The organism is Amycolatopsis sp. WQ 127309 (assembly GCF_023023025.1).
In the GTDB taxonomy this organism is placed as follows: domain Bacteria; phylum Actinomycetota; class Actinomycetes; order Mycobacteriales; family Pseudonocardiaceae; genus Amycolatopsis.
The window spans coordinates 1,914,923-1,929,703 of record NZ_CP095481.1; the positions used below are offsets into that span (position 1 = coordinate 1,914,923).

The window sequence follows — 14,781 nt, forward strand, 5'->3', positions numbered from 1 at the left end:
GGCCCGGACGCAAAAAAGCCGCTCGCACCGGCCGGCGGCCGGTGCGAGCGACAAGGGCCGGAGGCGACTGCTTCGTCGCGGGAACTGCCAGCGGGACCTACCTGACGGACCTACCAGACGACGGGGACCTCGTGCGCGCCATAGATCTGCATGTCGGTGCGCATCGGGATCTCCGCCAGCGGCACGGCCAGCCGCAACCCCGGCAGCCGCTGCGCCAGCTTGGCGAACGCGATCCGCATCTCCATCCGGGCCAGCTCCTGCCCGAGGCACTGGTGCGCGCCGAAGGCGAACCCGACGTGCCGCTTGGGCTTGCGGGTGACGTCGAACGCCTCGGGATGCTCGAACTGCGCCGGGTCCCAGTTCGCCGACTCGGTCGAGAGCAGGATCGGGTCGCCGGCGCGGATGTGCTTGCCGCCGAGCTCGAGGTCCGTCTTCGCCGTGCGCGGCAGGCAGAACGGCCCGACCGTGAGGTACCGCAGGATCTCCTCGACCGCGCGCTCGGCCAGTTCCGGTTGCCGGCACAGGGTTTCCCACTGCTCGCGGTAGTGCAGCAGCGTCAGCGCGCCGAGCCCGATCATGTTCGCGGTGGTCTCGTAGCCCGCGATCATCATCAGGTTCCCGATGGCCACCAGCTCGTCGTCGGTGAGCGGGACGCCGTCGTCCGGCACGGCTTCGATGAGGTTGCTCATCAGCCGGCCGTCCGGGTGCGCGCGCTTCTCGTGGACCAGCGCGCGCATGTCGTCGGACATCCCGGTCATGGCGTCGAGCAGGCCTTCCTTGGTCCGCTCGAGGCTCATGATGACGTGCGTGCGTTCCTGGAACAGCTTGCTGTCCTCGTACGGCATCCCGAGCAGCTCGCAGATGACCAGCGACGGCACCGGCGTCGCGAAGTCCGTGATCAGGTCGGCGGGCGAGCCGCCGGCGACCAGGACGTCCAGCTGGTCGTCGACGATCTTCTCGATCCGCGGCACCAGCGACTTCAGCCGCTTGACGGTGAACATCCCGGTCATCAGCTTGCGGTAGTGCGTGTGGTCCGGCGGGTCCATCCCGATGAACGACACGCCGAACCCGGACGCCAGGTACTCCTCGGGGCTGAGGGTGACCGACGTGACCGAGGTCTGGAACTTCCGCTGGGCGCTCACGTCGGGGTGCACCAGCACGGTCGTGACGTCTTCGAAGCGGGTGACCAGCCAGCCGGTGTTCCCGTCCGGCAGGGCCACCTCGCTGACCGGGGTCTCCTCGCGCAGCTGCGCGTACTCGTCGGGCGGGGCCAGCGGGCACCGCCGGGTCATCGGCACGGGCTTGGGCCGGGTCTGGGTCATCGGCTTGCTCCTTCCGCGGATCGCGGGTCGGGCGACGTGGTTCAGATGTCGAGGGTGATGCCGTAGTGCGTGAGCCAGGTGTTGAACTGCAGCGCCATCTCGACGTTCATCCGGCTCGGCCAGTCCTGCGAAACGCCCTTGGGGTGGCGGAAGACCTCGTCGACCGACGCCTGGTCCAGCAGCGGCCGGATCGGCGCGTTCGGGTCGGCGAGCGTCTCGGCGAGCAGCCCGTGCAGCGCTTCGGTGTAGGCCGGGTCCTGCGTGACGGGGTAGGGCGCCTTGCGCCGCTCGAACACCGACTCCGGCAGCAGGTCCTTCACGGCGGCGCGCAGGATGCTCTTCTCGCGGCCGTCGAACGACTGGAACGCCCACGGCGCGTTGTACATGTACTCGACGAGCCGGTGGTCGAGGAACGGCAGCCGCGCCTCGAGCCCGCACGCCGCGGCCAGCCGGTCACCGCGTTCCAGCAGCATCGGCAGCCAGCGCATCAGCTTGACGTAGCGGACGTTCCGCATGATGCCCTCGAACTCGCTTTCGCCCTCCTGGTGCGGGGTTTCGCGCAGCGCCTGGGCGTAGTTGTCGCGGTAGTAACCGTCCATGTCGAGCTTCTTGAGGAAGCCGTCATTGAACAGGCCGCGGCCCTGGCCCTTGACGCAGCCCGGCACCCGCTTCTCGTTGGCGATCCAGGGGAACGTGCCCGAGCGCACGAGCTCGTCGTCGTGCATCCAGCGGAAGCCGCCGAACACCTCGTCGCCGACCTCGCCGGTCAGCGCGACGACCGAGTGTTCCCGGGTCGCGCGCATCATCAGCAGGTGCGACGCGTCCATGTCGCCGGCCGTGGTCGGCATGTCCTGCGCGACGAGCGCGGCCAGCCGGACCTCGGGGTCCATCAGGTCGCGCGTGTCGAGCACGAGGTGGATGTGCTCGGCCCCGTGGTGCTGGGCGACCTCGTCGGCGAACGGGCCGTCCGCGGTGTCGCGGGTGTCGTCCGGCTGGAAGTTTTCGCTGTAGCCGACGTAGGTGGTCGTGACGCTGCGGACGCGTTCGCCGTTCTTCTTCAGCCAGCCGGCCGCGATCCCGGTGACGGCGCTGGAGTCGAGGCCGCCGGAGAGCAGGGTGCACAGCGGGACGTCGGCGGTCAGCTGGCCGAGGACGATGTCCTCCAGCAGCTGCCGCGTGTGCGAGATGGTGTTGTCCAGGTCGTCGGTGTGCGGCTTGGCTTCGAGCTCCCAGTACGTCCGGTCGACGACGCCGTTGCGGCCGATCGCGAGCGTGTGCCCGGGCCGCAGCTGGTCCTGGTCCCGGAACACGGCCTCGCCCGGCAGCTTCGCCGTCGAGAAGACCTCGCGCAGGCCCTCGATGCCGACGACCGCCTTGGTCAGCGGGTGCGTCAGCAGCGCCTTCGGCTCGGACGAGAAGATGACGCCTTCGGGCTGCAGGCTGTAGAACAGCGGCTTGATGCCGAACCGGTCCCGGACGAGCAGCATCGTCTCGGTGCGCAGGTCCCAGACCCCGAAGGCGTACATGCCTTCGAGGTGCTTGCCGCAGTCGGCGCCCCACTCGAGGTAGGACCGCAGCACGACCTCGGTGTCGCTGCGGGTGCGGAAGTGGTGCCCCCGCCGTTCGAGCTCGCTGCGCAGCTCCTTGAAGTTGAAGACCTCCCCGGAGTACGTCAGCACGGCGATCGTGCGCCCGTCCTCCTCCGCGAACATCGGCTGAACGCCGCCGGCCAGGTCGATCACCGACGTCCTGGTGTGCCCGATCGCGACGTTCCGGGAGCACCAGACCCCGCGGGCGTTGGTCCCGCGGTGCTTCTGGGCCTCGTTCATCGCTTCGATCGTGGCGCGTTCCCCGGACAGGTCACGCCCGAAGTCCACCCAACCGGCGATACCACACATGCTGGCCTCCATCTGGTCGTTCGGCTGCCGCCGAGCCTGTCGACCACGGCTCGAACCCGCCTCGACAGCACCTCGACGGCCCGGCCAGAGCGCCCCGATGTGGCGTTGGGTGCGTTGGACGCACCCAACGCCACATTGGGGCGCATGGGGGCTCAGGCGTGGTTGCGGAACCCGAGCACCGTTCGCATGTAGATCGGCCAGAGGTACGGCGTCGCGTCGGCCTCGCCGCCGAGCAGCTCCTCGGCGTAGCACCGCGCGATCGGGTGGAACTCGAACCGCACCGGGCCCTCGTCCACCACGTCCTTCTGGATGCGCAGCAGCCCGTGCCCGACGAGCCGGGCCAGCAGCGCCTCGGCCCGTTTCGGCGGGCAGTCGAGCCGCACCGCGACCTCGGCCGCGGTGAACGAGCTCGCGCCGAGCGTCGGCAGCAGCCGGAACGCCGTCTGCGCGTGCGACGGCACCGACCGGTAGCTGCCGGCCAGCCGCGCCCGGACGTCGAGCTGGTTGAACTGCAACAGGTCCAGCGGCCGGTTGCTGGTCTCCAGGTGCTGCCGCATGTTCCGCACCGGCCACCCGGGCACCGACCGCAGCCGCGCGCCGATGCACCGCACCGCCAGCGGCAGGTACCCGCACAGCGCGACCAGGCTGCGCGCCTCGTCGCGCTCGGCGGCGACCCGGTCCCGCCCGACGATCACGGCGAGCATCTCGAGGCTCTCCTCGCCGGTCAGCGGCTCGAGGTCGATGGTGTGGGTGCCGGCCAGGCCCTGCAGGCCGGAACACGCGGTGGCCACGGCGGCGCACCGCGGCCCAGCGGGCAGCAGCGGCTGGACGTCGGCGTCCGAGGTGACGTCGTCCAGCACGACCAGCACGTTGCGATCGACGCTCCAGGTCCGGAACATCGTCGCGCGCTCGTCGACGCTGTCGGGCAGCCGCTCGCCGGGGAACCCGATCGACCGCAGGAACTGGCCGAGCACCTCCTTCGGGCCGGCGCCGGCCGGGCCGCCGAGGTTCGCGTAGAACTGCCCGTCGCCGAACGCGGACCGCAGCCGGTGCGCGACGCGGACCGCGAACGTCGACTTGCCGACGCCGGGCATGCCCATCACCGACACGATCCGCAGCCCGTCGTCCGCGCGTTCGGCCGGCGAAAGCCACTGCACGGCCGAGCTGATCAGCTCGGCGCGTCCGGTGAAGTCGGCGATGTCGTTGGGCAGCTGCGCGGGCGCGACGAGCTGCACCCGCTCCGCCGCGACCTCGGGCGCCGGGCGGGCTTCGGCGGTCTCGGTCAGCAGCGAGCGGTGCAGCCGCTGCAGGTCGGGCGACGGTTCGAGGGCGAGCTCTTCGACGAGCCGGCCGCGGAACCGCCGGTAGACGTCGAGGGCCTCGTCACGGCGCTGGCAGCGTTGCAGGGCGAGCATCAGCTGACTGTGGAACCCCTCGTGGAGGGGCTGGGTCATGGTCAGTTCCTTGAGCTCGCTGACCAGGCCGCGGTGCCGGCCCAGCTGCAGGTCCGCCTCGATCCGGCCCTCCAGCGCGCGCAGCCGGCTCTCCTCGAGCCGGACGGCGTACGCGCTGAGCAGCTCGCCGGTCTCGACGTCGCTCATCGCGGGGCCGCGCCACAGCCGCAGCGCGTGCCGCAGCAGTTCGGTGGCCTCCCCGGGTTCGCCGCTTTCCAGCGCCGCGCTGCCCTGGTGCGCCAGGTGCTCGAACTGGATCTTGTCGACGGCCTCGGCGGCGATCTCGAGCCGGTACCCGTGCCACCCCGTGTGCAGCCCGGCGGGTTCGTGCCCGGATTCCTTGGGGAACAACGACTTCCGCAGCCGGTGGATGTAGGTCTGCACGGTCACGTGGGCGCTGCGGGGCGGGTCGGCACCCCACACTTCGTCGACGAGATCGGTCGTCGACACGAACTGGTTGGCCCGCACGATCAGCAGCGCGAGGATTTCCCGGAGCTTGGGCGCACTCGGCGTGATGTCCCGGTCGTCGGACAGCACGCACAACGGACCCAATAGTTTGAATTGCAGCAACACGCCGAACATCCCCCAGATGACGATTCCGTCAGCCCGGTTTCCCCGACGTCCGGAAATGTGTTGCGATCACCCACGAAAGCGAGTACGGAACCGGCACCTCCCCCAAGCCGCCGCACCGCACATCGTTGTTCATCGCAGGTAGTTTTTCCGCATCCGGAACAGCGTCCGGACACTCGAATTCCGCATAGACCACCACCCCAGGCGACACATTCGTAGATCGACTTGTGCCGAAAGCAGGTTACCCGCCGTCGTTGCCCGAGGTCAACCCGCGTACGCTGCGCAGCGTACGCGAACAGACACACCGTCGAAACCCTCGAACGGCCGTCTTCAAGGCCGGATTCACGCGCCGGCAATAAGCCGGATATGCCTGGTTCACCTGGCGCGAGTGCTCACATTCCGACAAGTTCGAGCCACGGCTTTGCGCCGTTCGGAGCACTACCGGCCCGATGATCAAGCCCGCGGCAATTCATGATCACCACCCGGCACCCGAGCGCACCAAAAGCATCTTCCGATCAGCCGAACCGCTTTTCTCGGATTCCGCTCGGCGCCCACTCAGCCGAGAACCTCACGCAGTCGCGCGGCGAAGGCCGCCGGCTGACCGGCATAGCCGAAATCGCCGGCGAGGAACCCGCCGTGGTGGCTCGGGAACACGGTGGCCCGCTGCCCCAGCAACTCCGCGGTAGCCACCGCCGTCCGCCCGGTGAAGACACTCAGCGATTCCTCACCGACGGCGATCACCACCCGCGTGGACGCCGCGGCGAGCGCGTCGACGTCAGGCCGGTACCCGCTGACGGCCCAGGACCGGTCGGACAACAGCGGATCGTCCCGCCGCCCGTCGTCGTCGGCAGGCATCCCGAACTGCGCCGGATCGGCGACGGGTTGCGCGAAGTAGTCGTCGTTGTACTCACCGGCCCACGACGTCATCCCGAAGAAGGCGGCCATCCCGGCCCCGAACCCCTTGGCGAGATAGGCATCGGTCACGGCGTTCCGAGCCCGCTCAGCGGCCGCGGCATCGGGAACAACGGAGAGCAACGGCGGCTCGTGCGCCACAAGAGTCCGCACATCACCCGGAAAGGCGGCCACGAGCGCGAGCGCGGTCACGGCGCCGCCGCTGCTCCCGAAGAGATCGACAGGCCCACCCCCGACCGCCCCGATGACGGCGTGCACATCCCGGGCTTGAACCTCGGGCTCATGCTCGACCCGGCCGTCCTTCCGCACACTGCGCCCGATCCCCCGCGGGTCATAGGTGACAACGGTCCGCTCGGGAAAGAACGAAGCAAGGGTCGTGAACCCATCAGCAGCCATCGGCTGCCCAACCATGACAAGCGGCGGCGCGGAACTGTCGGCGGGAGCGGGCCCACGCACGTCATAGACAAGATCGGCTTCGGCCGTCTCCAGCGTGTACGTCGTGGCCATGGGGATCCTCCCGGGTCGAGAAACTGCCCGGACCCTAGCCCGGGACGGGCCGCCACGCCGGGACCCCGGCGTGTCCCGGTCACCGGCGTCCGGGGATAGCCGCTGGTCAGACCGGTACGGCCGTTCGGGTGGTATCGGGCCGCCACCATCGACGGTAACCGTCACCGAAGGTTGCGGATTCTTGTGCGCCGTCCTCGACGGTGGTTAACCTCGGATTCAAGATCGCGGAATCGGGTGATTTGGGGCAGGGGGAGCTCGATGCGTTTTCGGCTGCTCGGCGTCGTCGAGGTGGACCGGGACGGCACAGCCGTCACGCTCGGCGGCCCGAAACCCCGGACGCTGCTCGCCGCGCTCCTGCTCGCCGAAGGGCAGGTCCTCTCGGTCGACCGGCTGATCTCGATCATCTGGGACGAGAACCCGCCCGAAAGCGCCTCTGCCCTGCTCCACACCTACGTTTCGACACTGCGCCGCGCCTTCGGGAAGCAGAACGGCGAGCTGGGGCCGGGCGCGATCCTGACGCAGCAACCGGGCTACCGCATCGAACTCTCCGGCTGCGAGGTCGACACCCTGGCCTTCGCGCGGCTCTCGGCGGAAGCGGACGCGCTGGACGCCGCCGGGGACCACGAGGCCGCGGTGAGCCGGTACGACCAGGCGCTGGGCCGGTGGCGCGGACCGGCGCTCGGCGGGCTCAAGTCACGGTTCGCGGCGGCCGAGTCCGTGCGGCTGGAGGACCAGCGGCTGGCCGCCGTCGAACGCCGGACGGCGTCGGTGCTGGCCCTGGGCCGGGGCCCGGCGCTGGTCGGCGACCTGACTTCGCTCGTCACCGAGCACCCACTGCGGGAGCGCCTGCGCGGCCAGCTGATGACGGCGTTGTGGGCCGCCGGGCGCCAGGCCGACGCGCTGCGCTGCTACCAGGCGGGCCGCGACCTGCTGGTGGAGGAGCTCGGCATCGAACCGGGCGCCGACCTGCGGGCGGTCCACCAGCTGGTGCTGCGCGGGGATCCGCCCCCGCCACCGCTCCCCGAACCGCCCGCCGACCGGCTGGAGCCGGCGCCCGAGCAGCCGCCGAACGGCCCGTGCCTGCTGCCGCCGGACATCACCGACTTCACCGGCCGCGACGCCGAAGCGGCTCGCCTCACCGAATCGCGCTCGCGGCTCGTCGCGATCGCCGGCAAACCCGGTTCCGGCAAGAGTTCCCTCGCGGTGCACGTCGGTCACCGCCTGCGGCCGCGGTTCCCGGACGGGCAGCTCTACGTCACCCTCCGCGGCGCGCAGCACTCGCCGGTCGAGCCGGTGGAGGTGCTCGGGCGCTTCCTGCGCGCACTGGGCGTCGCCGACGCCGACCTGCCCGCCGGGCTGGACGAACGGGTCGAGCTCTACCGGGCCCTCTCGGCCGACAGGCAGCTGCTGGTGATCCTCGACGACGCGGCCGACGAACGGCAGGTCCGCCCGCTGCTGCCCAGCGGCGACGGGTGCCTGTGCGTGCTGACCAGCCGCGTCCGGCTCGCCGCGCTCGACTCCGTCGACCACATCGATCTGCAGGTCCTCGACGACGAAGCCTGCCTCGCGCTGCTCACCCGGATCGTCGGCCGCGCCCGGATCGACGCCGAACCGGACGCCGCCAGGGCCCTGGTGCACCTGTGCGGCAACCTGCCGCTGGCGGTCCGGATCGTCGGTGCCCGGCTCGCCGCGCGCCCCGACTGGCGGCCGAGCCGGCTGCTCCCGCGGCTGCGTGAGCAACGGAAGTTCCTCAACGAGCTGACCGTCGGCGACCTCGAGGTCCGCGGCAGCTTGGCGTTGTCCTACAACGGATTGGACGCGCGGGAACGCGCCGCACTGCGGCGGCTGGGCTGGCTCGGCGTGCCGGACTTCGGGACCTGGCTGGTGAGCGTGCTGCTCGAGGTGCCGGACGACGACGCCGAAGACATCGTCGAAGGGCTGGTCCGCGCGCAGCTGCTGGACGTCGTCAGCGACGAGGGCTCCGGCCTCACCCGCTACCGGCTGCACGACCTGGTCCGGGTGTTCGGCTGGGAACGCGCCGAGGCCGAAGAGGACCGCGCCGAGCTGCGGCTGGCCGTGCGGCACGCGGCGGAGGAGTGGTACCGGCTGGTCGAGTGGGCGTCCGGTGGCACGCCGATGCGGGCCTTGCGCCCGGCGCCCACCAGGACCGCGACGGCCGAGGAGGAGGCCCGCACCGCGACGCTCGGCGACCCGCTCACCTGGTTCGACGCCGAGCAGGCCGCGCTGGTGCAGATCGTCGAGCGGGCGAGCGAGCTGGAACTGGCGGACACAGCCGTCCGCTTGGCGACGGCGTTGTGTTCGTCGTCCTTCGCCGTGGAAAACCACTTCCACCACTGGTGGCGCACGCACACCGCCGCGTTGGAGGCCTCGCGCCGGGCCGGGGACAAGTCGGGGCAGGGCCTGCTGCTGTCCGGTCTCGGGTGGCTGCGCAGCGAGCAGGACCGGCTCGACGAAGCCGCGGACTACTACGCGCAGGCGCTGGCGGCCTACGCCGAGGTCGACGACGTGCACGGCAAGACCGTGACCCGGCTGATGCTCAGCAGCGTCCGCCGGGAACAAGGCCGGCTGCTCGACGCGCTCGAACTGCTCGACGCGGCCCTGCCGACGCTGTCCGCGCTCGGCGACCCGTGGGCCGAAGCCCGGGCGCACCACGGGCGCGGCATGGTGCTGACGGAGCTGGGCCGGCTGCCGGAGTCGCTGGCCGAGCTCGACGTGGCGCTCGCCGGCTACCGCGCGCTGCCCGACCAGCACGGCATCGCGCTGGTGCTCCGGTCGATCGGGATCGCGCACCGTTCGTCCGGGCGGCTGGCCGAAGCCGAGCGCAACTGCGCCGAAGCGCTGGAGATCCTGCACGGGATAGGCGACCGGCTGATGGTCGCCTACGCCCGGCAAGCGCTCGCGAAGGTCCACATCAGACAGCGGTCACGGCCGTGGGACGAGGTGCACGCGGAGCTCAAGGACGCCATGGGGACCTGCCACGACATGCAGGACGGCTTCGGCCAGGCGCTCGTGCTGCGGACCCTCGGCGAACTCGAACTGGCCCGCGACGCGCCCGAGGCGGCGCGGCGCTACCTGGAGCTGGCCTTGACCTGGTGCGACGCGCTGTCCCTGCCGCTGTGGCGGGCGCGCAACCTGCGCGATCTCGCCGTCGCGCTGGCCGCGCTCGGGCGGTCGGCGGAAGCCGATGCCGCGTACGCCGAAGCGTTGTCGCTCTTCGACGGCCACGGCGCCCGCGAGGCCGGGGAACCGCGGGTCGCCCCGCCGCCCGAGGCACCGCTCCCGCGTCGCGAAGGCCTCCTCACCGACCCCCAGGGCCGGTGAGGAGGCTCCGCCTCAGCAGGTGAAGTCGCCCGGCGGCACCCACGGGATGCCGGGCCAGAAGATCCGGCCCTCCGGGCGGTACTGCTTGCCCATCACCTCGTTCCAGGACCCCGACCACAGCGCGGGGTCGTGCGGCTTGTACTGGTCCCAGATCGCCTGCTTGCGATCGCGCCAGTACCCGCTGACGTTGTCCGGCTTGTCGGTGATGATGTAACCCTGGTACTCGTCCCGGCGGATCCGGGTCTTGCCCGCGCCGTCGACGTCCGCGTCGGCCGCGAGGATCGCCCCCGCGATGTGGTCGACGTTGTCCGCCACGCCGTCACGGCGCACTTCGCGGTGCCCGATCGTGCTCTGCGTGCGGATGTAGTCCGGGCCCACATAGTCGATGATCGAGTCGAGCATCCCGACGAAGGAGTCCTTCGTGTACCCGGGACGGCCGTCGATCGGGTTCGCCACGTAGGAGCTGTCCTTCAGCATGCGGTAGAGGTCACCGCAGTTGTCCTCCGGCCCGGCGGCGGCGTGGATGTAGGTGAACGCCAGGTGCACGTTGGTGCCGTCGAGGTGGTTCACAGCGACCGGGTGGCCGCCGAACCACATCTGCTCGTAGGTCCACTGGTTCGGCACCCGGGCCGCTTCGGCGTAGGCCGCGCGCTCCCCCGCAACCCGCAGGTCGGCGTAATCCATGCCGCACGGGTCGTGGCTCTCGCACGGCAACTCGCCCGCGCTGAGGTAGGTCACCCAGACGTTGAAACCGGCCTCGATGTCCGACGCGATGTCGGGGTTCATGAAGAGCAGGTCGTCGTCCTGGTGAGCGGAGAAGCTCAGCGTCGTGGTGGGCCCGTCCGCCGCGGCGGACGGCGTGCTCAGGCCACCGAGCGCGGCGGCGGCGAGCACGAGCGCGGCGACCGGAGCCACCGCACGGCGAAGTCTGCGCATGGTCGTGTTCCTTCCTCGGGTGTTCACTGGCCCCAGTTTTCGAGGTCGCGGCTGCCCATGCCGGGACTCCAGTACCAGTGCATCAAGGTGCCGTCGGTGGTGCGGCCGTAGACGTTCTGCTGGTTCTCCGTCGCGAACCCGGTCAGGTTGGCGCCGATGTTCCCGCCCCAGGACGCGTACTGCGGCGCGTTGTCCTCCGGCGTCCACCACCAGTGGCCCAGTTCGTTGCCCGGCGTACGCGCGAAGACGTGCTGCTGGTCGTTCCAGACGTAGGCGATCGGGTCACCCTGGATCGGCGAGTTCAGCGGCTCCTCCACGACACCTTCTTCGGGCGTCCAGTAGAAGTGCTTCAACGTCCCGTCCGCGCCACGCGCGAGGACGTGCTGCTGCTCCCCGAACGCATACCCCGTCGGGGTGCCGGTGATCTGCGAACCACCCCAGACGCCGTAGTTCGGGTCGTTGTCGGTGATCTGCCAGTACCAGTGGCCGAGGTGACCGTCAGGCGTGCGGCCGAAGACGTGCTGCTGGTCGCCCCAGACATACGCGACCGGGTCACCCGCGATGTTCTGCGCCAGGGTCTCCTCGATCTTGTCCTCGTTGCCGGGCGCCCAGTACAGGTGCTTCAGCTTGCCGTCGGTACCCCGCGCGAAGGCGTGCAGCTGGTCGCCGAACGCGTATCCCGTCGGGTTGCCCGCGATGTCCGTAGCCGCGATCTCGAAGATCGGGTCCGCGTCCGTCGGACGCCAGAACCAGTGCCCGAGCCGGTTCCCGGTCAGCAGAGCGAACACGTGCTGCTGGTCACCCGCGACGTAAGCGACCGGCTCACCGGCCAGCTGGGCCGGGTAGGACTCCGATTCGATGTCGGTGCCCGTGTTGTACGAGTGCTTCAGCGAGCCGTCGGCGCCCTTGGAGAACATGTGCTCCTGGCCGCCGTAGCGGTACGACGCCGACGCCGCGATGCCCTCGTCGCCCATCGGCTTCGGCTGGTCGATGTCGTCGACGATGTTGCGGTACCGCATCGGCGTGAACGTGCGGATGTAGGACTGGGTCGTCCAGGCGCGCTCGACCGCGGGGTTGCCGAAGTCGAACTCCTCCCGGACGATCGGCTGCGTCTTGGCGGCGTCGTTCCAGGCGAGGAACAGCGCGATGTGCCCGGTGCGCCACAGCGCGTCGCCCGGCCGCAGGTCGCCCCAGCCGATGGCGTCCATCCGGCTCGGCAGGGTGGCCGTGGTCAGGCTGGTGCTCAGGTTCCACGCCATCGAGACGAAGCCGGAGCAGTCCGGGCGGTAGGAGCCGTACTGGTTGGTGTGCGTGCCGCTCTGGCTGTACATGACGTGCTCGTCGATCCAGGACCTCGATCTCGTGAGCACCTCGGAGCGGGTGATCGGCCCGTTCTCCACCGACGTCGACGACGTCATGGTGCTCGCCCCGGGCGTCTTCGGATGGCTGGGCACGCCCTCGGCGCCTTCGTGCGGGAGCGGCCCGGGCTTCGCGGGGTCGTAGTAGCCGGCCTGCGCGGCGGCCGGGCCGAGCGGGTGGGCGTTCGCGACGGCCGGCACGGTGCCGGCGATCGCGAAGGAGGCGAGCAGGGCGGCCACGAGGGTGCCTGTGCGCTTGACGGTCATGGAGTCCTCCCGGGGTTGTGCTCCACCGGCGGTGCGGCGGAGGCGATGGGGGAAACGGTGCCGGGGCGACCTTCAAAACGGCCCCAAAAGCCCTTCAACCGCGGTTGCAGGCGACTTGAAGAGCACTTACAGGCGACGCTCCCAGGCTCGGTCCATCACCAACGACCGGGAGTGACGCCATGACCCGCACCAAGATCCGCATCGCCGTCGCCGGCCTCGGCGCGCTGCTCAGTGCTCTGACCCTCGTCTCGCCGGCGGTGGCCGCCCAGCCGACGACCAGTGACCCGGGCACGAGCCAGAGCACGCAGGAGGCTTCGCGGGCCGCCGCGATGCGCGCGGCCGCCGTCGCCGCCGGCTACCAGGACGACTTCATCGCGGTGGCCGGCCCCGCCGCCCAGCGCGTCCACGACGACTTCGACATCCCCGCGTCCGTCACGGTCGCGCAGGCCGTGCTCGAATCGAACTGGGGCCGCAGCGCCCTCTCGACCAACGACCGGAACTACTTCGGCTTCAAGTGCACGTCACCGAGCAACCCGGGGCCGTTCGCCAAGGGCTGCGCGAACTACCCGACGCAGGAATGCGTCCCGTTGCCCTGTCACTCGGAGAACGCCTACTTCCGGTCGTACGACTCGATGGAGAACTCGTTCCGCGACTACGGGCGCCTGCTCACGACGAACTCCGTCTACGCCGGTGCGTTGCCCTACCGACATGATCCGGACGCGTTCATCAGAGCGGTGGGACCGCACTACGCCACCGATCCGAGCTACGTGAACAAAGTCCTGACGCTGATCAACGACTTCAACCTGCGCCGCTTCGACTCGGGCACCGCGCCGGGCGCGTCCTTGGGCGACGAGGGCATCGCGGCGTCGGCGTCTTATCGCTACGGCGGCCAGGAGCACATGTTCTCGCGCGGTGCGGACGGTTCCTTGAAGCACTCGTACAACACGGGCACCGACATCGAATCGGAGTCCTACCCGGCCCAGCTGGCCGGTGAGCCGGTCGCTTACGTCGCGGGTGACCAGCAGCACGTGTTCGCTCTGCTGACCGGGAACCGGCTCGGGCACTGGTTCTGGCGTCCGACGGACGCGGACCCGATCTTCGAGATCGCGGCTACGGACATCGCGGGCAACCCGACGGGATACGCGTTCGGCGACCAGCTGCACGCCTTCGCCCGCGGCACCGACGGCAAGCTCAAGCACCTGTACTGGGCGCCCGGCAACGAAGACAAGATCGAAGAGACCCTGGCGCAGAACATCGCGGGCGACCCCGTCGCGTATGTCTGGGGCGACCAGCAGCACGTCTTCGGCCGGACCGCGGACGGCCACCTCGGCCACTGGTACTGGCAGATCACCGACAACGACCCCAACTACGGCACCTGGGGCAACACCACCATCACCGGCACCCCCACCGGGTACGCCTTCGGCGAGCAGCAGCACGTCCTGGCCCGCGGCACCGACGGCACCCTCAAGCACTTCTACTGGACGCCGGAGGACGGCGTCGTCGAAGAGCCGCTGAACGCACCGATCCAGGGTGACCCGATCGCCTACGTCTGGAACGACCAGCAGCACGTCTTCGCGCGTACGCCGGGCAACGAACTGGGCCACTGGTGGTGGACGCCGGAGGACAACGCGCCGCAGTACGCGTCCTGGGGCGGGAACATCGGCGCCAACCTGACCGGGTTCGCGACGGAGAACCAGCAGAACGTCTACGGCCGCACCACCGACGGCACCTTGATGCACTGGTACTGGAGCCCCGGCATGGGCAGCCGCGACCTCGAAAACTGGGGCGACTGACCAGGAGGGCCGCGGCGGTCACCACCGCCGCGGCCTTTCGCGTGCGTCACTCGTCCTTCGCAGGTTTTCCCTCGTCGAGCGCGAAAAAACCTTCTATCGCCTCCCGGTTGTCGCGGGCTGTCGCACTCGTGATCTCCAAAGCGCGGTCGCCGTCCACGATTCTTATCGTTCGGTCCGTGCCGCGCCGGACCCAGTCGCGCAGCAGGCCCACCAGTTGGATCAAGACCGGTGAACCGGCCAGGGAAACCACGATCGCCGTGATGGCCGAAGCGTCGCCCTTCGCCCCCGGTGGCGGTTCTGTCGCCGATGCGAAATCGGCCGCCGTCACGTCGAGCGCGAGCAGTTCGGCACGCAGCTGGCGGTGGAGGCGATCCCGCTCGGCGGGGTCGGGTTCCCGCACTTTCAAGGAAAACGTCGGCACG

The 14,781-nt window shown here is 70.2% G+C and carries 9 protein-coding genes; 2 read left to right on the forward strand and 7 right to left on the reverse strand.

All coding sequences use genetic code 11. From position 1 onward, the window contains the following. Window positions 1-110: 110 nt before the first annotated feature. The 4 genes from MUY22_RS08555 to MUY22_RS08570 all read right to left on the reverse strand — a co-directional run bounded on the left by MUY22_RS08555 (window position 111) and on the right by MUY22_RS08570 (window position 6,663). The gene (locus MUY22_RS08555) at window positions 111-1,322 is read right to left on the reverse strand and encodes a cytochrome P450 (protein WP_247058729.1); all 1,212 of its coding nucleotides are present in this window, start codon (window positions 1,320-1,322) and stop codon (window positions 111-113) included. A gap of 41 nt (window positions 1,323-1,363) precedes the next feature. Next, complete coding sequence (asnB, locus tag MUY22_RS08560) at window positions 1,364-3,232, reverse strand: asparagine synthase (glutamine-hydrolyzing) (protein WP_371827595.1); 1,869 nt, start codon at window positions 3,230-3,232, stop codon at window positions 1,364-1,366. A 140-nt stretch (window positions 3,233-3,372) separates the two neighbouring features. Beyond that, window positions 3,373-5,244, reverse strand: coding sequence for an AfsR/SARP family transcriptional regulator (locus MUY22_RS08565; protein ID WP_247058731.1), 1,872 nt, complete (start codon window positions 5,242-5,244; stop codon window positions 3,373-3,375). Window positions 5,245-5,799: 555 nt separating this feature from the next. After that, the gene (locus MUY22_RS08570) at window positions 5,800-6,663 is read right to left on the reverse strand and encodes an alpha/beta fold hydrolase (protein ID WP_247058732.1); all 864 of its coding nucleotides are present in this window, start codon (window positions 6,661-6,663) and stop codon (window positions 5,800-5,802) included. 258 nt (window positions 6,664-6,921) lie between these two features. On the opposite strand from MUY22_RS08570, the gene MUY22_RS08575 reads away from it, so the two are divergent. Further along, window positions 6,922-10,005 (forward strand): AfsR/SARP family transcriptional regulator, encoded by a 3,084-nt coding sequence (locus tag MUY22_RS08575; RefSeq protein WP_247058733.1) that lies wholly within the window; start codon window positions 6,922-6,924, stop codon window positions 10,003-10,005. 12 nt (window positions 10,006-10,017) lie between these two features. On the opposite strand, the gene MUY22_RS08580 is transcribed toward MUY22_RS08575, so the two are convergent. Further along, complete coding sequence (locus MUY22_RS08580; RefSeq protein ID WP_247058734.1) at window positions 10,018-10,941, reverse strand: PIG-L family deacetylase; 924 nt, start codon at window positions 10,939-10,941, stop codon at window positions 10,018-10,020. A 23-nt stretch (window positions 10,942-10,964) separates the two neighbouring features. Beyond that, entirely contained in the window at window positions 10,965-12,566 is a 1,602-nt protein-coding gene (locus MUY22_RS08585) for a DUF346 domain-containing protein (RefSeq protein WP_247058735.1), read from the reverse strand. Between the two features lie 179 nt (window positions 12,567-12,745). Between MUY22_RS08585 and MUY22_RS08590 the strand changes: the two genes are divergently transcribed. Continuing rightward, window positions 12,746-14,359 carry a glucosaminidase domain-containing protein gene (locus MUY22_RS08590; protein WP_247058736.1) on the forward strand — a complete coding sequence of 538 codons (1,614 nt, stop codon included), beginning with the start codon at window positions 12,746-12,748 and terminating at the stop codon, window positions 14,357-14,359. Between the two features lie 46 nt (window positions 14,360-14,405). Here MUY22_RS08590 and MUY22_RS08595 read toward each other — a convergent pair whose 3' ends face one another. Beyond that, window positions 14,406-14,780 (reverse strand): hypothetical protein, encoded by a 375-nt coding sequence (locus tag MUY22_RS08595; RefSeq protein ID WP_247058737.1) that lies wholly within the window; start codon window positions 14,778-14,780, stop codon window positions 14,406-14,408. Window position 14,781 lies beyond the last annotated feature (1 nt).